Source organism: Pseudomonas sp. 1 R 17 (assembly GCF_900067035.1).
GTDB classification, from domain to species: Bacteria; Pseudomonadota; Gammaproteobacteria; order Pseudomonadales; family Pseudomonadaceae; genus Aquipseudomonas; species Aquipseudomonas marginalis.
This window is the reverse complement of record NZ_FKLB01000032.1, coordinates 16,648-36,694: the sequence shown is the minus strand read 5'-3', so window position 1 is coordinate 36,694 and position 20,047 is coordinate 16,648. Positions and strand designations below refer to the sequence as shown.

The 20,047-nt window shown below is 60.1% G+C and carries 17 protein-coding genes; 10 read left to right on the top strand and 7 right to left on the bottom strand.

The annotated features are described in order from the left end of the window. Positions 1–195 precede the first annotated feature (195 nt). The 8 genes from BFP99_RS10240 (at position 196) to BFP99_RS10205 (ending at position 8,374) form a co-directional block, all read left to right on the top strand. Positions 196–702 (top strand): disulfide bond formation protein B, encoded by a 507-nt coding sequence (locus tag BFP99_RS10240; protein WP_027607623.1) that lies wholly within the window; start codon positions 196–198, stop codon positions 700–702. Positions 703–1,494: 792 nt separating this feature from the next. After that, a complete protein-coding gene (gene cyoA, locus BFP99_RS10235) occupies positions 1,495–2,436 on the top strand; it encodes a ubiquinol oxidase subunit II (RefSeq protein WP_027607622.1) in 942 nt (313 codons plus the stop codon). A gap of 3 nt (positions 2,437–2,439) precedes the next feature. Further along, positions 2,440–4,458 (top strand): cytochrome o ubiquinol oxidase subunit I, encoded by a 2,019-nt coding sequence (gene cyoB, locus BFP99_RS10230; RefSeq protein ID WP_065925995.1) that lies wholly within the window; start codon positions 2,440–2,442, stop codon positions 4,456–4,458. Positions 4,459–4,461: 3 nt separating this feature from the next. Further along, positions 4,462–5,088, top strand: a complete 627-nt coding sequence (locus BFP99_RS10225; protein WP_010206435.1) for a cytochrome o ubiquinol oxidase subunit III — start codon at positions 4,462–4,464, stop codon at positions 5,086–5,088. Beyond that, entirely contained in the window at positions 5,088–5,429 is a 342-nt protein-coding gene (gene cyoD, locus BFP99_RS10220; RefSeq protein ID WP_010206434.1) for a cytochrome o ubiquinol oxidase subunit IV, read from the top strand. Before BFP99_RS10225 ends, cyoD begins: the two co-directional genes overlap by 1 nt. Positions 5,430–5,440: 11 nt before the next feature. Continuing rightward, positions 5,441–6,328 (top strand): heme o synthase, encoded by an 888-nt coding sequence (gene cyoE, locus BFP99_RS10215; protein WP_027607620.1) that lies wholly within the window; start codon positions 5,441–5,443, stop codon positions 6,326–6,328. Between the two features lie 104 nt (positions 6,329–6,432). Beyond that, positions 6,433–7,131 (top strand): 7-cyano-7-deazaguanine synthase QueC, encoded by a 699-nt coding sequence (queC, locus tag BFP99_RS10210; RefSeq protein WP_065925997.1) that lies wholly within the window; start codon positions 6,433–6,435, stop codon positions 7,129–7,131. A gap of 160 nt (positions 7,132–7,291) precedes the next feature. Beyond that, positions 7,292–8,374 carry a pyoverdine biosynthesis transaminase PtaA gene (locus BFP99_RS10205; RefSeq protein WP_065947203.1) on the top strand — a complete coding sequence of 361 codons (1,083 nt, stop codon included), beginning with the start codon at positions 7,292–7,294 and terminating at the stop codon, positions 8,372–8,374. A 50-nt stretch (positions 8,375–8,424) separates the two neighbouring features. On the opposite strand, the gene BFP99_RS10200 is transcribed toward BFP99_RS10205, so the two are convergent. The 5 genes from BFP99_RS10200 to BFP99_RS10175 all read right to left on the bottom strand — a co-directional run bounded on the left by BFP99_RS10200 (position 8,425) and on the right by BFP99_RS10175 (position 14,920). After that, positions 8,425–9,141: a hypothetical protein gene (locus BFP99_RS10200; protein WP_065925999.1), complete on the bottom strand. Its 717-nt coding sequence runs from the start codon at positions 9,139–9,141 to the stop codon at positions 8,425–8,427. 101 nt (positions 9,142–9,242) lie between these two features. Then, positions 9,243–10,493: a 2-aminoadipate transaminase gene (locus BFP99_RS10195; protein ID WP_065947202.1), complete on the bottom strand. Its 1,251-nt coding sequence runs from the start codon at positions 10,491–10,493 to the stop codon at positions 9,243–9,245. 148 nt (positions 10,494–10,641) lie between these two features. Then, positions 10,642–11,643, bottom strand: coding sequence for a diguanylate cyclase domain-containing protein (locus BFP99_RS10190; RefSeq protein WP_065947201.1), 1,002 nt, complete (start codon positions 11,641–11,643; stop codon positions 10,642–10,644). A gap of 135 nt (positions 11,644–11,778) precedes the next feature. Further along, positions 11,779–13,677 carry an alkaline phosphatase D family protein gene (locus BFP99_RS10185; RefSeq protein ID WP_065947200.1) on the bottom strand — a complete coding sequence of 633 codons (1,899 nt, stop codon included), beginning with the start codon at positions 13,675–13,677 and terminating at the stop codon, positions 11,779–11,781. 454 nt (positions 13,678–14,131) lie between these two features. Then, positions 14,132–14,920 (bottom strand): MlaA family lipoprotein, encoded by a 789-nt coding sequence (locus BFP99_RS10175; protein WP_065947199.1) that lies wholly within the window; start codon positions 14,918–14,920, stop codon positions 14,132–14,134. Positions 14,921–15,084: 164 nt separating this feature from the next. On the opposite strand from BFP99_RS10175, the gene BFP99_RS10170 reads away from it, so the two are divergent. Continuing rightward, on the top strand, positions 15,085–15,795 hold the full coding sequence (locus tag BFP99_RS10170) for a response regulator (RefSeq protein ID WP_065926005.1): 711 nt from the start codon (positions 15,085–15,087) through the stop codon (positions 15,793–15,795). Further along, positions 15,792–17,111 (top strand): ATP-binding protein, encoded by a 1,320-nt coding sequence (locus BFP99_RS10165; RefSeq protein WP_065947198.1) that lies wholly within the window; start codon positions 15,792–15,794, stop codon positions 17,109–17,111. Before BFP99_RS10170 ends, BFP99_RS10165 begins: the two co-directional genes overlap by 4 nt. Before the next feature lie 22 nt (positions 17,112–17,133). Here BFP99_RS10165 and BFP99_RS10160 read toward each other — a convergent pair whose 3' ends face one another. After that, positions 17,134–19,377, bottom strand: coding sequence for an ATP-binding protein (locus tag BFP99_RS10160; RefSeq protein WP_065947197.1), 2,244 nt, complete (start codon positions 19,375–19,377; stop codon positions 17,134–17,136). Then, positions 19,374–19,988 carry a biliverdin-producing heme oxygenase gene (locus tag BFP99_RS10155; protein WP_065947196.1) on the bottom strand — a complete coding sequence of 205 codons (615 nt, stop codon included), beginning with the start codon at positions 19,986–19,988 and terminating at the stop codon, positions 19,374–19,376. The genes BFP99_RS10160 and BFP99_RS10155 overlap by 4 nt, the downstream gene beginning before the upstream one ends. Positions 19,989–20,047 lie beyond the last annotated feature (59 nt).

Sequence of the window (20,047 nt, the reverse complement as noted above, 5' to 3'; positions counted from 1 at the left end):
CCTTTGGGGGAGTAGGAAGCTGCAAGCCGCAAGCTTCAAGTAAAGGCCGCATCGAAGCCCGCTTTTTACTTGAGGCTTGCAGCTTGCAGCCTGTCGCTATCCCCCAATTAATCCCCTGTTAACCCCTCTCTGTTTAAACCACTCTCTGTGTGTAAACTTGCGGCCATTGGCACAACCAAACAAAGGGATACGGGGATGAGTGACGAATTGCGTTTAGGCAGGGAGCGGCGCTTTCTGGTGTTGCTGGGCATCATCTGCCTGGCGCTGATCGGTGGGGCGTTGTACATGCAGGTGGTGTTGGGCGAGGCGCCGTGCCCGTTGTGCATCCTGCAACGCTATGCCTTGCTGTTGATTGCGATCTTCGCGTTCATCGGTGCCGCCATGCGCACCAAGGGCGCCCTCACGCTGTTCGAAGGCCTGGTGGTACTCAGCGCTCTCGGTGGGGTGGCCGCGGCCGGTCACCATGTGTACACCCAGTTCTTCCCGCAGGTGAGCTGCGGCGTCGATGTACTGCAACCTATCGTCGACGACCTGCCCCTGGCCAAGGTCTTCCCACTGGGCTTCCAGGTCGACGGCTTCTGCAGCACCCCTTACCCGCCGGTGCTCGGCCTGTCCCTGGCGCAATGGGCACTGGTGGCGTTCGTGCTGACGGTCATCCTGGTGCCCCTGGGCATCTATCGCAATCGCCGCCACAAAGGCTGAACCCATCAGTGAAACGCCCCGGTCTTTCTTCAAGGAAGGCCGGGGCGTTTTTGCATGTAGGCTTTTGTGAACAGAGCGTGACGCCGGACAATTTTGGGTGCGCGCAATGTGCGACATGTTGTCACACGGAAGCCGCGGCAGGACGTTTCTGACCTGCCAAACCCGCGCTTAAATTTGCAAAAAACCTCCAGGATGTGCTGTCAGTTCGTGGTTTGGACGCCGCCACGTACCTCACGTCGTACAAGGCTTTGAGTGATGTCCGAATGCCTTGTTTTATGGGGGGTTGCATAGGTTTTGCAGGCCCTTACGGGGTGTAAGGGCTGTGACGGTTTGCCCTATAACACGGCAATTTTTGTGGTTTTTGTTGAGAATCGAACGCGATAAGATCGCGAACCATTGCAATATTGGTGAAGGATTATTGCTGTAATCGATAAAAATTATTTCTTTATAAGACATGGTTTATACATCGCTAGCTAACTACAATCGCCCGCACTGAATGTCCGGTGCTGCTCAATCTTTGAGCACTGGAGCGGTCGAGGGGCAGATGGACGGCTCTGTGCGACCCCAAGGTTCCGGCAGCCTTTCAACTATCCGCACCAAAGGGAATTGGTCTGTAACAAGGCCTTTAACCACGAAATCGAATAAGAACTCACCGCAGGCTCGTGAAGCGTACCTATATGACGTGACGGGCAGGCTCTTATTCAATCGAAGAGAAATGCCAACCCTTGGCAGGGTGAAGTGTTGGCGATCAAAACCCAACTGCATTGCGCAAGCTGCTTTAGAGGTCGTGAGATGAGTAAAAACAGGTACCCCCGATTACTAGGCTTTTTGCCGCTGCTTGGCATGATGTTAATGCTGGGAGGCTGCAAGTGGACCTTGATGGACCCAAAAGGACAGATCGGTCTGGATCAACGAAACCTGATCATCACTGCCACCCTGCTGATGCTGTTGGTCGTGGTGCCTGTGATCATCATGACCTTTGCCTTCGCCTGGAAATACCGCGCGTCGAACACCAGCGCGACCTACGCGCCTAAGTGGTCGCACTCCACCAAGATCGAAATCGCGGTGTGGCTGGTCCCGATCCTCATCATCATCGCCCTGGGTTACATCACCTATAAGTCGACCCACGAGCTGGACCCATACCGTCCGCTGGAGTCCGACGTCAAGCCGATCAACATCGAAGTGGTCGCGCTGGACTGGAAGTGGCTGTTCATCTACCCGGACCTGGGTATCGCCACGGTTAACCAGATTCGCTTCCCTGAGAACACCCCGCTTAACTTCCGGATCACCTCCGACGCCGTGATGAACTCGTTCTTCATCCCTGCCCTGGGCGGTCAGATCTACGCGATGGCAGGCATGCAGACCCGACTGCACCTGATCGCCAACGAAAAAGCTGAAATGGAAGGCATCTCCGCGAACTACAGCGGCGCTGGCTTCACCGGCATGAAATTCAAAGCGATCTCGACGAGCCAGGAAGATTTCAACGCCTGGGTAGCCGAAGTCAAGGCCGCACCTAAACAGCTTGATCAAGCTGAATACGACGCCCTGACCAAACCAAGCCAGAACAACCCTGTCGCCCTGTACTCCGCGTATGAGCCGAACCTGTTTCAGAAAATCGTCGACAAGTACGAAGGTATGAAGCCAGGCAAGCCGGTCAAGCACGAGAAGAAAGAAGTGGCCGCGGTTGAAGGTTCTGACACGGGCTCGCATTCAACTGCTGGGGCAGAGGAGTAAACGATGTTTGGTAAATTAAGTTGGGATGCGGTCCCGTTCCACGAGCCGATTGTGATGATTACCATCGCCATGATCGCGCTGGGTGGTCTGGCACTGTTTGCAGCAATCACTTATTTCAAGAAGTGGACCTACCTGTGGACCGAGTGGCTGACGTCGGTCGACCACAAGAAAATCGGCGTGATGTACATCATCGTTGCCATGGTCATGCTGCTGCGTGGTTTTGCCGACGCCATCATGATGCGTACCCAGTTGGCCATGGCCACCGAAGGTTCGCCTGGCTACCTGCCGCCTGAACACTATGACCAGATCTTCACCGCCCACGGTGTGATCATGATCATCTTCATGGCGATGCCTTTCTTCACCGGCCTGATGAACCTTGCAGTGCCGCTGCAGATCGGTGCGCGTGACGTTGCCTACCCGTTCCTGAACTCCCTGAGCTTCTGGCTGCTGGTTTCCGGCGTGGTGCTGATCAACGTGTCCCTGGGTGTCGGCGAATTCGCCAAGACCGGTTGGGTTGCGTATCCGCCATTGTCGGGCATCCAGTACAGCCCTGGCGTGGGTGTGGACTACTACATCTGGGCGCTACAGTTATCAGGACTCGGGACGACGCTGACGGGGGTCAACTTCCTGGCCACCGTCCTGAAAATGCGCGCCCCTGGCATGAAACTGATGGACATGCCGATCTTCACCTGGACCTGCACCTGGGCCAACGTCCTGATCGTGGCTTCGTTCCCGATCCTGGCCGCTACCATGGCGCTGCTGTCGCTTGACCGTTACCTGGATTTCCACATTTTCACCAATGAACTTGGTGGCAATCCAATGATGTACGTGAACCTGTTCTGGGCATGGGGTCACCCTGAGGTGTACATCCTGATCCTGCCAGCGTTCGGTATCTTCTCCGAAGTGATCTCGACCTTTACCGGCAAGCGCCTGTTCGGTCACCACTCGATGGTCTACGCATCGGGCGCAATCTCCGTACTGGGCTTCATGGTGTGGCTGCACCACTTCTTCACCATGGGTTCGGGGGCCAGCGTCAACGCCTTCTTCGGCCTGGCGACGATGCTGATTTCCATCCCGACGGGGGTGAAGCTATTCAACTGGCTGTTCACCATCTACCACGGCCGTCTGCGTATCACCAGCCAGGTCCTGTGGACCCTGGGCTTCATGGTGACCTTCGCCATCGGCGGCATGACCGGCGTACTGCTGGCCATCCCGGGTGCTGACTTCGTACTGCACAACAGCCTGTTCGTGATCGCTCACTTCCACAACGTGATCATCGGTGGTGCTGTATTCGGCTACATCGCTGGTTTCAGCTTCTACTTCCCGAAAGCGTTCGGCTTCAAGCTGCACGAAGGTTGGGGCAAGGCTGCATTCTGGTTCTGGATCTCGGGCTTCTTCGTTGCGTTCATGCCGCTCTATGCACTGGGCTTCATGGGCATGACCCGTCGTCTGAACGCCACTACCAACCCTGAGTGGGTGCCGTACCTGTACGTCGCCATGTTCGGTGCAATCATGATCGCTGTGGGTATCGCCTGCCAGTTGATCCAACTGTACGTGAGCATCCGGGACCGTAAGCAGAATGCTTGCGAATCCGGCGACCCATGGAATGGCCACACCCTGGAATGGTCGACCTCGTCGCCACCACCGTTCTACAACTTCGCGGTGATCCCGACTGCGAACACCATCGATGCGTTCACCGAAGCCAAGGAAGACGGTACTGCGTACCAGCAACCTAAGCACTACGAACCGATCCACATGCCAAGCAACACCGCCACTGGCGTGGTGATGGGTGCGCTGTTGACCGTGTTCGGTTTCGCGATGATCTGGCACATCTGGTGGCTGGCAATCGTGAGCCTGGTGGGCACCATCGGCTACTTCATTGTCCACGCAGCACGTGATGATCAAGGCTACATGGTGCCGGTCGAAACGATCGAGCGCATCGAAGCCGAGCAGCACGCTCGCCTGGTCGCCGAGAAGAAAATCCCGGCCAACCGTGTAGAAACCTCGTTGGAACAGGCTTAAACCATGTCGAACTTAGTGACCAATGCTGGACACGCCCATGTCGATGACCATGGGCACGATGACCATCACCACGACTCGGGGCCGATGACCGTTTTCGGTTTCTGGCTCTACCTGATGACCGACTGCATCTTGTTTGCGTCGATCTTCGCGGTGTACGCGGTACTGGTAAACAACGTAGCGGGTGGCCCGTCGGGCCACGACATCTTCGAACTGCCTTACGTGCTCGGCGAAACCGCCTTGCTGTTGTTCAGTTCGATCACCTACGGCTTCGCCATGTTGGCCTTCTACAAGGGCAACAAGAAAGGCGTCCTGAGCTGGTTGGCACTGACCTTCCTGTTCGGCCTGGGCTTCATCGGCATGGAGATCAACGAGTTCCACCTGCTGATCTCCGAAGGCTACGGCCCGCACCGTTCCGGCTTCCTGTCGGCGTTCTTCACGCTGGTAGGTACCCACGGTCTGCACGTAACGGCCGGCCTGCTGTGGATGGCGGTGATGATGTATCAGGTCAATAAACACGGCCTGACCAACACCAACAAGACTCGCCTGAGCTGCCTGAGCCTGTTCTGGCACTTCCTGGACGTGGTCTGGATCTGCGTCTTCACCGTTGTTTACCTGATGGGGACTCTGTAATGGCTAATGCACACTCCCATGACCATGACAGCCATGATGCGAGCCACGGCAGCGTTAAGTCGTACGCCATCGGCTTCATCCTGTCGGTAATCCTGACGCTTATCCCGTTCGGTCTGGTGATGTACCCGACCCTGCCGAAGTCGATCACCTTGATGATCGTGTTGGCGTTCGCAGTGATTCAGGTGCTGGTTCACCTGGTGTACTTCCTGCACCTGGATCGCTCGAAAGAGCAGCGCGATAACGTGATTGCGTTTGTGTTCGCAGGTCTTGTGATCCTGCTGCTGGTTGGCCTGTCGATATGGATCATGTTCAGCATCCATACGTTCATGATGGCGAAGTGAGGTAAGACCCGATGTCGCTTAAGCACTTTATCCAAATCACCAAACCGGGGATCATTTTCGGTAACGTGCTTTCTGTGGCGGGCGGTTTCTTCCTGGCCTCCAAGGGACATGTCGATCTGGCCATCTTCCTGGCTGCGATGATCGGTACGTCCCTGGTGGTAGCTTCCGGTTGTGTGTTCAACAACTGCATCGACCGTGACATCGATATCAAGATGGAGCGCACCAAGAATCGCGTGCTGGTCCAGGGCCTGATCTCCCTGAAACTGGCGCTGATCTTCGCGACCGTCCTGGGTGTTGCCGGTGTGGCCCTGTTGTACCAGGTGGCCAACCCGTTGGCGGCGTTGTTTGCCGTGATCGGTTTTGTCATCTACGTCGGCCTCTACAGCCTGTACCTCAAGCGCAAGTCGGTGCACGGCACGCTGGTGGGCAGTCTGTCGGGGGCGATGCCGCCGGTGATTGGTTATGTGGCTGTGACCAATAGCTTCGACATGGCTGCGCTGGTGCTGCTGGTGATGTTCAGCCTGTGGCAGATGCCGCATTCCTACGCCATCGCGATCTTCCGCTTCAACGACTACCTGGCTGCTTCGATTCCGGTGTTGCCGGTCAAGCGTGGCATCCAGGTCGCCAAGAAACACATCCTGCTCTACATCCTGGCCTTCCTCGTGGCGACCTTGATGTTGACCTTCAGTGGCTACGCCGGCATGAGCTACCTTGCCGTCGCCGCCGCCATGGGCATGTACTGGTTGTACATGGCCTGGACCGGCTACAAGGCGGTGGACGACACCGTCTGGGCGCGCAAGCTGTTCGTGTTCTCGATCTTCACCATCACCGCGCTGAGCGTGATGATGTCCCTGGATTTCCAAGTGCCGAAAGAGCTGTTGCTGACCTACGCCCACTGAGTGTCTGAGTAATAAAAAGGCCCCGCCTTCGAAAGAAGCGCGGGGTTTTTTATTGAGTGACCTTTAAACTACGACCAAACCCTACCCCTGCAGGAAGCAAAGTGATGAGTAAAAAAGCCGTTATGGTGTTCAGTGGCGGTCAGGATTCGACGACCTGCCTGATCCAGGCGCTGCCGCTGTATGACGAAGTGCACTGCATCACCTTCGATTACGGTCAGCGCCATGTCGCGGAAATCGAAGTCGCCCGGAAGCTGGCCAAGCAACTGGGGGCCACCGTTCACAAAGTGATGGACGTGTCGCTGCTCAACGAACTGGCGATCAGCAGCCTGACCCGCGACAACATTCCAGTGCCGACCGTGAACAGCTCCGGCGAAAGCCTGCCGAGCACCTTCGTGCCGGGCCGCAATATTCTGTTTTTAACCCTGGCGGCTATCTACGCGTATCAGGTCAAGGCCGGGACGGTCATCACCGGCGTGTGTGAAACCGACTTCTCCGGCTACCCCGATTGCCGCGATGAGTTCGTCAAAGCCTTGAACCAGGCGCTCAAGCTGGGCATGGAGTACGACGTACGCCTGGAAACCCCGTTGATGTGGCTGAACAAGGCTGAGACCTGGGCACTGGCGGATTACCACCGGCAACTGGACCTGGTCCGCGAGCAGACACTGACCTGCTACAACGGCATTATCGGCACCGGCTGTGGCGAATGCGATGCGTGCAACCTGCGTGCACGTGGCTTGAATGACTACCTGCAGAACAAGGCAGTGGTCATGCAGAGCCTGAAGCAGAAATTGCAGCTGAACTGACCCCAATACGTAGCAGACCCTGGCCAGAAAAAAGCCCCGTCTTCGCAAGTCGTACGGGTTTTTTTTATGGCGGGTCGGTTAAATCATTTGTTCCTTGTCTCGTCATACCCTTCTATACGAGCTGTGCGAATTCCTCACCCGTCTACAAGGAGTAGTCACCATGGTCAGCGTTAGTCGTCGATCCCTTCTCGCTCTTGGCGCCGCCCTGCCTTTGCTCGGGCGCCTGGATTGGGCGCTCGCCGCACCCGCGCCGACCAAGGCTGACAAGGTACTGCTCAACTACAACGAAAGCCCCTACGGGCCTTCGACGGCGGCCCGCGAAGCGATGCAGCGCGGCATCGCGACAGCCGGGCGGTATCCGTACAAACATATGTACGCCTTGGCCGGCTTGTTTGCCCAGCAGCACGGGATTGCCGAAGAGCAGGTGGCGGTGTTCGCCGGCTCCATGGCCGCGCTGCGCTACGCGGTGCTGGCGTTCACCAGCGAAACCCGCGGCCTGGTGATGGCCACGCCGTCCTACGAAGTACCGCGCCAGGCCGCCGAGTCCCGTAAGGCGCCGGTGCGCGAAGTGGACCTTGACGCCGATCACGCCCACGACGTTCCCGCCATGCTCGCCGCCGATCCCCAGGCGGGGATGCTCTATGTCTGCAATCCCAACAATCCGACGGGCACCATCACCTCCACCGAGGCTATTCGCCAGGCGCTGGCGAACAAGCCCAAAGGCAGCGTATTGGTGGTGGACGAGGCCTACATCGACTTCGCCGACACCCCAAGCGTGGTGAGCTGGGTCAAGGACCATGACGACCTGTTGGTGTTGCGCACCTTCTCGAAAATCTACGGTATGGCCGGCGCCCGTCTGGGCCTGGCGATCGGCCACCCGGCGCTGCTGGAACGGCTGGCGGTGTTCGGCGGTGACAATGTCCCGGCGGGTTCCTCCCTGCTCGGCGGCATCGCCAGCCTGGAAGACGTGAAGCTGCTGCCACAACGCAAGGCGCTCAATGTCCAGCTGCGCGATGAAACAATCACCTGGCTCAAGGGCCGTGGCTTCACCTGCACGGCGTCCCAGGCCAACTGCTTCATGATCGATGTGAAGCAACCGGCCGAGCAGGTCATCGACAAGCTTGCCGCACAGGGCGTGTTCATCGGGCGGGTGTGGAAAAACTGGCCGCAGTGGGTGCGCGTGACGGTGGGGAACAAGCGGGAGATGGAGCGGTTTCGCGAGGTGTTTGCGGCGACGGTCTAACGCCGATGTGGGAGGGGGGCTTTCTCCCTCCCACATTCAGTTCAGGGGTGTCACTGCTGCGCGATGCTGTAGCCCTCAAACGCCGTCTGCTGTTGCAGCGCAGTAATCACGCTCTTGCGGCTCAGCGGCTGTTCGACGCCGGCGTTATCCACAAAGCTTTCAACCTCCAACTCGGCTTCGTCGCCTTCGCCTACAAAGCTGAAGCCCAGGAACTCAAACGCCTCACGGTCGACGTTCAACCGCGAGCGTGGCGTGCGCAGCGGCAGGGTGACGCTGATGCCGTCCTTGCTGATCACAAACACTTCGGCTTCTTTCTTGGGGCGAGCGGCCTTACCTTTGCCGGCGCTTGGGTTGCTGATGGCCTGGTGAGACTGGTTCAGCACTTTGAGGGCCAGCCCGTAGACCAGCTCCTGAAACTCTGGATCATCCTTGAAGCTCGACAGGATGCGGCTGATGGAGAACTTGCCGCTCAGGTCTTCAAGGGCGAGGTTGTCAGCGGCTTCGGCGTCCTTGAGCTGCTTGAGCTGGCCCATCAGGTCGTAGGCCTTGTCGTCGTCGAAGGCGTCGTGGGCCTGACGAATGGCCACGCGCAGTTCGCGGATCTGGTCGCTTTCCTTGGAGGTGTGAAAGGCGTCCAGCACCATCTCGCTGATGATCTTGGCGGCTGGCACATGCTGTGAAAGATTGATGGCGTTTTCGTATTCAGCCTTGGCGTGCAAGGCGACTACGGATTCTTCGGCGGAGTGTTCGGTGTAAGAATCGGACATTGAAATTTCACTACTTCAGTAAACGGAAGACAAAAAAGCGTCGCGCATTTTCAGCGGGGAGGGGGATCAGGTCAAGGCTGCCGACCGGCGAATGCAGGGCGTCAAACCAACTGCTTCAGGCACGCCTGGAGAATATCCAGTCCTTCTTCCAGCACCGCAGGCTCGATGGTCAGCGGTGCCAGCAAGCGCACGATGTGCCGCGACTTGCCGCTGGGCATCAACAACAGCCCGGCGTCTCGCGCCAGGCTCAGCAATTGGCTCAGTTGCCGGGGCGCGGGCGTGCCGTCGGCGTTGGCCAGTTCGATGCCGCGCATGGCACCGACGCCGGTCAGGCGGCCCAGGTACGGCGACAGGTGCTGCGAACGCCAGGCGGCATAGCGGCCAACGATCGCTTCTTCCTGTTGCGAGCCCCAGACCTGCAAGTGTTCATCCGTCATCGCATCGAGGGTGGCCAATGCTGCCGCGCAAGCGATGGGGTTACCCGAGTAAGTACCACCGAGGCCGCCTTTGGGCAGGTTGTCCATCAAGGCCTTGCGCCCGACCACCGCGCCCAGCGGCACGCCGCCGGCGATGCTTTTGCCCAGCAGGATCAGATCTGGTTCGATGCCCAGGCGTGAGAAGGCGAAACGCTGTCCGGTGCGACCGAAGCCCGACTGGATTTCATCGGCAATCAACAGGATGTTGTGTTCATCGCAAAAGCGCCGCAGGGCGTGGGCAAACTCGATATCCAGCGCCAGGAAACCGCCTTCGCCCTGCACCGGCTCGATGATGAAACAGGCGACGTCACCGACGTCGATTTCCACGCTGAACAAGCGGTCCATGGCTTTCAGCGCTTCAGCGCAGCCCACGCCGTTATCGGCGCTGGGGTAGGGCAGGTGATACACCGGGCCGGGCAGGACGCCGACCTTCTGTTTGTAGGGCGCCACCTTGCCATTGAGGTTGAGGGTGGCCAGGGTGCGGCCGTGGAAGGCTCCGTCAAAGGCGATCACCGCCGTGCGGCCGGTGGCGCCGCGCACGATCTTCAAGGCGTTTTCTGCCGCTTCCGCACCGCTGTTGGTGAGCATGCCGCTGACGGGGTAGTCCACCGGGATAAACCCGGCCAGGCGATCCATCAGTTCGATGTAGGGTGTGTGCGGTGCAGCGTTGAACGCATAGTGGGTCAACTTCGTCGCCTGTTCACGAATCGCCGCCACCACGCCCGGGTGGCAATGGCCAAGGTTGAGCACGCCGATCCCGCCGACAAAATCGATATAGCGTTTGCCCGTGGTGTCCCAGACCTCGGCGTTGCTGCCATGGCTGAGGCTGATGGGATGAACGATGGAAATCGACTGGCTGATGGTTTCGCGGCTCATGAATCTCGGACTCGGCAGTGGCGGGCGTGCTTTTATCTAAGCCGTGGGCCAGGCCCTGCCGCAAACGAAATAAAGTCGCCGGGTCATTCCAAATCGGAAGAGCTGTTGCCAAAAGCTCGTTTTTGGCAACGCCGTAGCCCCGTCGATGCTACGCCGACACCCCATCCTTGCCCGCCGCCTTGGCGCGATACAACGCCTGGTCGGCACGCGTCATAAGCGCGCTGGGGGATTCATCCATACGGCGCTCGGCCACGCCCACGCTCAGGGTGACGTGGAGGCCGCCGCGCATCGGGATCTTGCGCATCTTTTGGCAGATTTTCTCGGCCAGCTCCCTGGCGGTTTCCAGTGCGCTTTTGGGCAGGACCGCGATGAACTCATCGCCACCCCAGCGGGCGAGCAGATCGCCTGGGCGCAGGCAGCTTTCCAGGCATTCCACTACCTGCAAAAGGGTTTGGTCGCCCATGCCGTGACCATGCTGGTCATTGATCGGCTTGAAATCATCGACATCCATCGCGATCAACGCCAGCTGCAAGCGAAAACGCTGGGCGCGGTCGCACTCTTCCAGCAGGACTTTTTCCAAGCGGTAGCGGTTGGCAACGAGGGTCAGGGCATCCCGTTCGGCCAGGGAGCGATTTTCGTCCAGCTGCAATTGCAACTGCTGGTTGACCCGGGACAATTCGCGCGTGCGCTCGGCCACCAGCGCCTCAAGGGATTGGTTGCGCCGCTCCAGCTGTTCGACGGAGCACTTGCGTATATGAATATCGCGATGGGCGCCGACCATCCGCGCCACCGAGCCATCGGGGTTACGGGCAATCACGTAGCCCCGGTCTTCGATCCACAGGTAGCTGCCATCTTTTTTGCGGCAACGGTATTCGATTTGATAATGGGGGGCGCGACGGTGGATGTAGTCATCGAACAGCGTCATCACGTGGGGGTAGTCTTCCGGGTGGATGACGGTCTCCCAGGTGAACACGCTGTTTTCCAGGGAGTGGCGGGGGTAGCCCAGCATTTCGTACCAGCCTGGGTTGCGGTAGACGAACCCGGTATTGGCGTTCCAGTCCCAGATCCCGTCGCTGACCAGCTCCAGCACGGTATGCAGCATGTCGGCAGTGAGGTGGGAGAAATTGCCGTTGTCGGAGATATCGTCCATCTGCGCGCTCCTTGCATGGGCTGGCGTCCAAGGCCAGTCATATTGATGCCGATACTCCGTGGCTGGAGCTACTGTACAACGGAGCTTGTGCGCTTTGAATAGGGCGGATGGACGGTTACAGGAGCGGGCCATGGGCTATTGCTTCGGCGCGATCATCCTCGTACGCGCCTTCCCGTCGGCGTTGTGCTGGTAGATCTTGTCAGGCTGCCCCCGCTCGTTGAAGAACACTTGGCCGATGCCTGCCGAATTCCATAACCGTTCACCGGCCTCGGCATGCTCCGGGATATGCGGCACCACCTGCATGGTGCGGCGGCGAGTGAACCAGTTGAGAGGCGAGCGCGGCGAGTACAGCCAGCGGTTGAGGCGGTCGAACCATTCCAGCAAGCGCGGTGGAAATTCGTTCTTGATGCCGCTGCTGGTGATCTGCCAGATCCTGGGGCCGGCGTTGCGATGGCGGATCAGCACTTCATAGACGAACGAGTAGTGCACATCGCCCGAGAGGATCACGTAGTTACCCGGTGTGCGCGAGTGGCGAAAGATGTTGAGGATCACTTGGGCTGCACCGCGATGGGCCATCCAGTTTTCTGCGTCCACCAGCAACGGGTGGCCGCACCAACTGAAGATTTTCTGCACGGTCTCGATCAGCTTGACGCCAAAGATCGGTGCGGGGGAGACGATGATGGCCGAGGGATGGTCGAGCAGTTCCTGTTGCAGTTCGCTCAAGGCTTCCCAGTCCAGCAGGCCGGACGGTTGCTTGAGGGTGAATTCGCTGCGCCAGCGCCGGGTGCGGGTGTCGAGCACTACCAGGGCCGGCGTGGTGGGCAGCACGTAGTGCCACTGCTGGAACTTCAGCAGCGCCGCGAGCAAAGCATCCTGTGCCTGGGCGTCCAAGTGATTGCTCTGCGCCTGGCTGGCCAGTGCCTGGGTGTGGCCCACCAGCTCATCAAAGGCGTCCGGGTTATTGCCCCAGCCCTGGCACAGCAGGTACGCCAGCAGGGCGTTACCGATGATGCGTCTGGAGAACGGATGGCCGTAGGCGGTTTCTTCCCATTGCGCGCTGAGGTTCCAGTCGTCGGTGATGTCGTGATCGTCAAAGATCATCAAGGTGGGTAGATGGGCGAATACCCGCGCCACGCCCGGCAGGCCGTCGCGAAATTTATCCACCTGCACCTGTTCGCGGGCATAGCGCGCAGCTTCATCGGCGCTCAGTTGCGGTGGCTGTACGGTGAGCAGGGACCAGGGGATGGGCGACCACACCAGCAGGTACATCGCCATGACTTCGGCGAACGTCACCAGGTGATTGTCGGCGGTGCTGCTGGTGAAAATCGGCTTTTTCACGCCGCCAAAGAAACGTTCGCGCAGGGTCTCATTGCTGTCCAGCGCGGGTAGCAGGTCTGCGCGGTGGTAGTAGCTGGCGTGATGCCCGTAGAGGCTGGCGCTGTCGTCTACCACCGCGCCTTCCAGGTACTCATCGAACAGGCCCAGGCGCGCAATCAGCCCATGGATCGCCCGCAACATCGGCCCGGCCACATCGTCGGCGTACACCTGGTCGCCGCTCATCATCAGCAAGGCTGGGCGGTCGGCCGGGGTCTGTGCATCGGCCAGCAGCCGATCGACGCAGAGCAGGCCTTCGTCGGCGCTGTGGTGAGGTTTGCGGCAGGAGCCGTGTACCAGCTGATGGATGTGGCTGTGCAGTACGAAACTTGGGCAGTGTGTGTCGGTGTACAGCAGGTGCGGTGCCCATTCGGCAATGCCGGCATCGTCGACCAGCAGATCATAGTGGATGACTACGTCCTGGGGCAGCGCCTCGTCCAGGCGTACATCAATCAGATGGATGTACGCCTGGCGCCCCACTGGCACGACCTGGCACCGGTCCTGGCCCAGCGGTATGTCCAGGCACTGGTCGGCACAGTGCAGTTTCAGGCTCAGGGGCAATGCCCGGCTCCCCACCAGCCACAGCACCAGGCGCCGGGGTTCCAGGCGCCGCAGCAGAGGGCCGGCGAGTACGGCGGGCAAGGTGTCGGGATGTGGCATGCGGTAACAGGCTCCGGCCAGGGTTGAACCGGCAAGGTTAGCGCAACGGATGTCAGTGTTTTGTTAAGGCGGGGCGGTCTGTAAAAAAGAAGAAGGGCAATACGCTGCCCTTCTTCCTGCGGTTCAGAGCAAGTTCCCCTTGCCCAGGCTATCCAGGCCGCCACTTCTGGGGCGGTTGCGCGATGAACCGTCAGCTTCCTGAGGCTCCAGTTGCAACTGAGGGTCTTCAATGCTGCGTTTCTTGCGTTGCAGGGCTGTGTCGTCCTGCGGCGTAGTGGGGGGAGGAGGGGGGAGCGGTGTCGCGTTGATGGAGCTGAGCATGGCAGTGTCCTTTTATCTATTAGTCGAGTGTTACTTCACCCCTTGGAGCGAAGTGCCGCCAAACTTATAGAGCAGGGCGCTGGCGAGCTATAAACGTCCTGCTGCAAGATATGACGACCTTTGGCTACTCGGCTCAGAAGTCATCAGCGGCGCCGTTCGCGCAACCCCCGGTCGCGGGAGTGGTCGCGCCATCCTTGCCATCCAGCACAAACGCCGCACGGTTTTGTGCCACGACATTACGTATTGCGCTGTAATAGTCCGGCAATTTTTGCAGGCTGTCGGTGAGCGGCAACAGTGATGCCCGGGTATCCACGGTGCCACCTACCAGGCTGAGGGTGCCCAGGGTCTGCACGGTGTCACTGTCTCCCAACGGCGAGACCAGGAAACTCAAGACTTTGCCTGCCGCATCGCGGCTGTTGCTGGTGCCCAGCAGTGGCAGTTCGACAATCGGCCCGTTGCCGATGCCCCACACGCCGAATGTCTGGCCGAAGTCGGCGCTATGGCGCGGGATGCCCACGCGGTCTGATACATCGATCAGCCCCACCACGCCCACTGTGGTATTCAGCGCAAAACGGCCAAGGGTATTGACCGAGCGCCTTGGGTTGCCTTGCAACAGGTCATTGATAAACACCTTCGGCTCGCTGAAGTTGCTCGCAAAGTTATGCACACCCTGCTGGAAAAAATCCGGCAGGTAGCGGTAGCCACGTGCTATCGGCGCCAGGGCGTAGTTATCCACCGTCCGGTTGAAGGCAAACACCCCGCGATTGAGCGGTTCGGCCGGGTCATACACCGGGTAATTCACCTGTGCGCAGCGGGTGGTGGTGCCCGAGGGGGCCGGGCTGGCGCAGCCCGTGAGGTAAGACACGGTCAACAACAGCACGACCTGGCGAGCCAGGTGCCGGGGATAGGTCAGCGAGCGCATAAGCACGGTCTCCGCAAAAGGGAGGCCGATGCTGGCAGCCGTCCCTTGCGCAAAGATGTCTGGTTTATTGCGGCGCTGACGCTTTATTGCACGATTGAAATATATGACGGGCTGCGTCGAATGGTTTTAGATGGCGCATCGACAACACCCAGTGATGCCCGCCTGTGAGCAACCTTTTGATCGTGGACGATGACCTTGAAGTCCTCGCGCTGCTGAAGAAATTCTTTATGCAACATGGCTATGCGGTCGAGACCGTCGCCGGTGGCACCGAGCTGTGGGCCGCCATGGAGCGTCATCCCGCCGACCTGATCATTCTTGACCTGATGCTGCCGGGGGAGAACGGCTTGTTGCTGTGCCAGCGCCTGCGCCAGCAGTACGCAACACCGGTGATCATGCTCACCGCCATGGGCGAACTCAGTGACCGCGTGGTAGGCCTGGAAATGGGCGCCGATGACTACTTGAGCAAGCCCTTCGACGCCCGTGAACTGCTGGCGCGGGTGCGTGCGGTATTGCGTCGGGCAGGCGAGGGGCGGCCGGTGTTGGGCGAGTCTGCCCGTCCCTTGATTCGCTTTGCGGGCTGGCAACTGGACGTTACTCGCCGTGAACTGCGCTCCCCCGACGAGGTGATGATCCCGCTGTCATCCGGTGAGTTCGACCTGCTGCTGGTCTTCGTCGAACACCCCCAGCGCGTGCTGACCCGCGAACAACTGCTGAACCTGGCGCGGGGCCATAGCCATGACGCGTTCGACCGCAGCATCGACGTGCAGGTCAGCCGCCTGCGCCGCAAGCTGGAGTTCGATACCAAGCGCCCGGCCATGATCCGCACCGTGCGCAATGGCGGTTATCAATTCACCGCCAGCGTGAGCCGTTCATGAGCCGCCGCCCGCGTGACACGGTGGCCCGCTGGATCGCCCTGACCATCCTGGTGGCGATGCTGACTGCGTTGGCGTTCAACGCCCTGTTTGTGCAATTGGCGGGCGTGTGGGCACGGCCGCCGTTGACCGAAACCGGGCTGCTGGAAAAAATCGCCGTGGTGGTGCGCGTGGTTGAAGGTTTGCAACCGGCGCAACGCGCGCACCTTGCGCAGGTTGTAGGCGACGAATCCTTCAGTGTGACGTGGGCGGCGCAGCGGGAAGCCTTTGAGCTGCCTGTGCTCGCCGACCCGGATTTTCATTCGGGCGAACAGGCCTTCAAGAACCTGCTCCAGGGGCCGGTGCGTCCCATGGAAGCCTACGAACCCTCCGATTGGCCGGGCGGCGATGGCCACTATGTGCTGCTGATGCAACTGGCCGATCAGTCCTGGCTGATGTTCAGCGCCCGTGCCCGCAGTTGGGGGCTGGACGAGGGCGTGCGCAGCGTGATTGTGGTGCTGCTGGTGCTGATCTCGACTGCGCTGGTTACCCTGGTCGCGACCCGTCGCCTGGCTCGCCCCCTGCAACACTTCGCCCAGGGCGCGCGGCGCTTTGGCGCCGACTTCCGCGCGCCGCCCATCGAGCCGGTCGGGCCCCACGAAATCCGCCAGGCGATCCTCGCGTTCAACGGCATGCAGGCGCAGTTGCGGCACTTTATCCAGGACCGCACGCAAATGCTCGCGGCCATCTCCCACGACCTGCGTGCGCCCCTGACCCGCCTGCGCCTGCGCGGTGAATTCATCGAAGATGCCGACCAGCAACGCCGGCTGTTCAATGATGTCGATGAAATGCAGGCCATGATCAACACGGCCCTGGCGTTCTTCCGCGACGATGCACGCCTGGAGCAGGCCACCCAGCTGGACCTGGCGGAACTGCTGCAAACCCTGATCGACGACTACCGCGACCAGGCGATTGAACTGGCTTTCAGCGGACCGCCGCGCCTGGTGTACTTTGGCCGGCCCTTGGGCCTCAAGCGGGTGATGACCAACCTGATGGACAATGCCATCCACTACGGTCGGGCGCCGGAAATCGAACTGCAACAAGGGCCGGCCGAAGTGGTGATCCGCGTGCTGGATCGCGGCCCGGGGATTGCGGCGCAGTATCGCGAACAGGTGTTCCTGCCGTTCTACCGCCTCGAAAATTCACGCAACAAGAGCACCGGCGGCGTCGGACTTGGGCTGTCTACCGCCCGTGCGATTGTGCTGGAACACGGCGGCACACTCACCCTGTCGGAGCGCCAGGGTGGCGGGTTAGAGGCGGTGGTGGTATTGCCGGTGTAACCGGTGCTCGCCACAGAGGCGGTCAGGTATGGGAGTCCTCAATCACCTTCGGCACCGTAAACCGGAACTCACTGCCACGCCCCACTTCACTTTCAGCCATGATCTTGCCGCCATGGGCGTGGACAATCCCTTGGGTGATATACAGCCCCAGGCCGGTGCCGGTGGGATTGTTTTCCGACTGGGTCCAGTAGCGATCAAACACGTGGGGCAGTTGATCAGGCGCAATACCTTCGCCTGAGTCACGCACCGAAAACACGATCTCTTCACCATTGGTCATCGCACTGATGCCGATATTGCCCTGGCGCGGAGTGAACTTGATGGCATTGCCGATCAGGTTCGACAGCACCTGGAACAGCCGCTCCGGGTCGCCGTTGATCTGCAGGCCAGGCTCGGCGTTGAACGACAGGTCGATGCCTTTTTCCATCGCCAACGGCGCGAGCAGGGAATAGGCCTCTTCGAACATTTGGCTGACGTCCAGGGCAACGGGTTTGACCACGTAGCGCCCGGCCTCGATTTTCGAGGTGTCGAGCAAGTCTTCCAGCAAGACGTTCATGCGTCCGGCGGCCTGTTGCATGGTGTCGATGGCCGAGGAAATGCGTCGCGAGGTGTGCGGGCCGTCGGAGCTGAAGGCCTTTTGCATCATGCCGCAGAGCATGGAGATCACCGTCATCGGGTTGCGCAGGTCGTGGGACACCACCGCCACCAGGTCATCACGGGCGCGCACGGCCTGTTGCTCGCGCAGCACCTGGCGAGCCAGGTCGTTTTCCAGGGCAGAACGACGCAGGTCGTTGGCGGCGAACAGGTCGCCATGGCTCCACTTGGTGGAAATACCGGCCATCTCCACCTTCCAGATTTCAAACGAGGTACGCGGGCGAAGGCGCAGGCCGGCGTCGGAGCTTTCCAGGTCGAGCGGCTTTTTCGGGTCACCACTCCAGTTAATGTTTTCTTTCACTTCCGGGCGGAACCACAGTACGCCGTTATCCACAGGCTTTGGCAGGCTCATGGCCAGGACACCGCTGGCCACCTGTTGGAACTCGGCGCCTGGCGGGTAGATCGACACCAGGTTATGGCTGGAGAACACCGGCTCGCCGCTGTCCTGCAGCCACTTGTGCAAGGCCCGGATCTGCGCCGGTTCCGGGCAGTTGCCGTAGCGGTGCAGTTGCTTGTCTTCGATGATCGCCACGCCGCCGGACAAGGTCAGGTCCATCAGCACCTGGCCGCGCTGGGCCAGGCCGTCGAACACGTTTTCTTCGGAGGCCTTCATGGCTTTATCCAGCAACGCCAGGGCCTCGACTTTTTCTTCTCGCTGACGGCTCAGGTCCAGGGCTTCCATGGCGCTGATCTGCAATGACAGCACCTGACCGATGGTCTGGCAGGTGATACGCAGGTCATTGGGCACCAGCAGCGGCTCGCGGTTGCCGCAACTGATCAGGCCCCAGAGCTTGTCGCCCTTCATCAGCGAAATGCTCATGGACGACAGCACGCCCATGTTTTGCATGTACTGGCAGTGAATCGGCGACACGCTGCGCAGGGTGGCAAAGCTCAAATCCAGCGGCTCACCGGTATCCGGGCGCAGCTTGGGCAGCAGGGGCACCGGCTCGTAGGCAGCATTCGGGATGATGCGCAGCCAGTTGGTGCGATACAGCTCGCGGGCCTGCTCCGGGATATCGGACGCGGGGAAGAACAGTCCGTTGAACAGCTCCATGGACGGTGCCGACGCTTCCGCGATCACCTGGCCATGGCCTTCTTCTTCGAAACGGTAGATCAACACCCGGTCGTAACCGGTCATGGCCTGGATTTCAGTCACGCTGATTTCGTACAGCGCTTGCAGGGTTTTCGCTGATTGCAAACGTTGCAGCATCTTGCCCAAGTCACTGCTGCGGCCTTTCAGGGCCCGTGGCCGGAAGTCCTTGAGCCGCGGTTCGAATTCCAGCACCAGCACGTCCTGATGGCGGTGCAACAGGCCTTCGAACTCGGCGCCGTTGAGGGTGACGTGCAAAGGCGGCGCATCAAGGAAGCTGTTGTGTTCGGCCATGGCCTGCACGGCCTGGGCGTGCTCGGCACCGATCAGCGCGTGCAGTGGCTGGCCCAGCAACGACTCGGGGGCGCGGTTGAACAGGCTGGCGACGTTAGTGCTGACTTGAATGATGTTCAGGTCGGGCTCCGACAGCGTCAGCAGCACACCGTGGGGTTGGATCGCCCCCGGAAAGCGGATGGGCTCGTCGGCACAGTTGGCAAGCAGCTCTTCAAAATCGTCGGGTTTCATAGCAGTACCTCCTGGCTGTCGAGCCATTGCTCAAAGCAGCTGAATGTCGAGCGGGCCGCGTGCACCGCGCGCTGTTTGGCTGGCGTGTCCAGCGGCAGGCGGCCCAGGTAGTCGAGAAAATCTTTCCAGCGCCGACCGGTTTCGGCACCGTACACATCGAGGAACGCCCCTCCGTTGTCGGCGTCCAGCGCCAGGCGTCGAGCCATTTCCCGACGCAGTACCTGGCCGCCCAGGGTTGCGCCTTCAAGCACATACAAGGCGCCGAGGCAGGCGGCGGGGGTATCGAAACCGGGCAATTGCACACAGTGCGGCAAGGCGTTGATCGCGGAGGCGTCCAGACCAAGGGCGTGAAGATCGTTGATCAGCGTCGGCGTTTTCATACGCAGCGTCGGGTCGAAGCCTTCAGGGATAAACTCACAGCCGTACAGCGCTGCTTCAATCGGCCGGTAAAACCCGTAATACGCCTGGATCAGGCGCTGATACCAGCCGGCATCCAAATGTTCGGAAAAAAACGGCAGTCGTTTTTCCAACGCCACGTGCAATAGGCCGGTGCCTGCGCGCAACGCGTCCAGCAATGAGGGCGCACCACCTTCATGGGCCTGTGAATGCATTCAATGAGCTCGAACTGTGGGCCTTTCGGCCATGAATGACGCGTTGAAAAAGGCGACGA

Bases quoted from the DNA above. Each gene is read 5' to 3' on its own strand.
- BFP99_RS10175 (WP_065947199.1), bottom strand. From the start codon at position 14,920: ATGCGCTCGCTGACCTATCCCCGGCACCTGGCTCGCCAGGTCGTGCTG.
- BFP99_RS10155 (WP_065947196.1), bottom strand. From the start codon at position 19,988: ATGCATTCACAGGCCCATGAAGGTGGTGCGCCCTCATTGCTGGACGCG.
- BFP99_RS10195 (WP_065947202.1), bottom strand. From the start codon at position 10,493: ATGAGCCGCGAAACCATCAGCCAGTCGATTTCCATCGTTCATCCCATC.
- BFP99_RS10160 (WP_065947197.1), bottom strand. From the start codon at position 19,377: ATGAAACCCGACGATTTTGAAGAGCTGCTTGCCAACTGTGCCGACGAG.
- queC (WP_065925997.1), top strand. From the start codon at position 6,433: ATGAGTAAAAAAGCCGTTATGGTGTTCAGTGGCGGTCAGGATTCGACG.
- BFP99_RS10185 (WP_065947200.1), bottom strand. From the start codon at position 13,677: ATGCCACATCCCGACACCTTGCCCGCCGTACTCGCCGGCCCTCTGCTG.
- BFP99_RS10225 (WP_010206435.1), top strand. From the start codon at position 4,462: ATGTCGAACTTAGTGACCAATGCTGGACACGCCCATGTCGATGACCAT.
- BFP99_RS10200 (WP_065925999.1), bottom strand. From the start codon at position 9,141: ATGTCCGATTCTTACACCGAACACTCCGCCGAAGAATCCGTAGTCGCC.
- cyoA (WP_027607622.1), top strand. From the start codon at position 1,495: ATGAGTAAAAACAGGTACCCCCGATTACTAGGCTTTTTGCCGCTGCTT.
- cyoE (WP_027607620.1), top strand. From the start codon at position 5,441: ATGTCGCTTAAGCACTTTATCCAAATCACCAAACCGGGGATCATTTTC.
- BFP99_RS10165 (WP_065947198.1), top strand. From the start codon at position 15,792: ATGAGCCGCCGCCCGCGTGACACGGTGGCCCGCTGGATCGCCCTGACC.
- BFP99_RS10240 (WP_027607623.1), top strand. From the start codon at position 196: ATGAGTGACGAATTGCGTTTAGGCAGGGAGCGGCGCTTTCTGGTGTTG.
- cyoD (WP_010206434.1), top strand. From the start codon at position 5,088: ATGGCTAATGCACACTCCCATGACCATGACAGCCATGATGCGAGCCAC.
- BFP99_RS10190 (WP_065947201.1), bottom strand. From the start codon at position 11,643: ATGGACGATATCTCCGACAACGGCAATTTCTCCCACCTCACTGCCGAC.
- BFP99_RS10205 (WP_065947203.1), top strand. From the start codon at position 7,292: ATGGTCAGCGTTAGTCGTCGATCCCTTCTCGCTCTTGGCGCCGCCCTG.
- cyoB (WP_065925995.1), top strand. From the start codon at position 2,440: ATGTTTGGTAAATTAAGTTGGGATGCGGTCCCGTTCCACGAGCCGATT.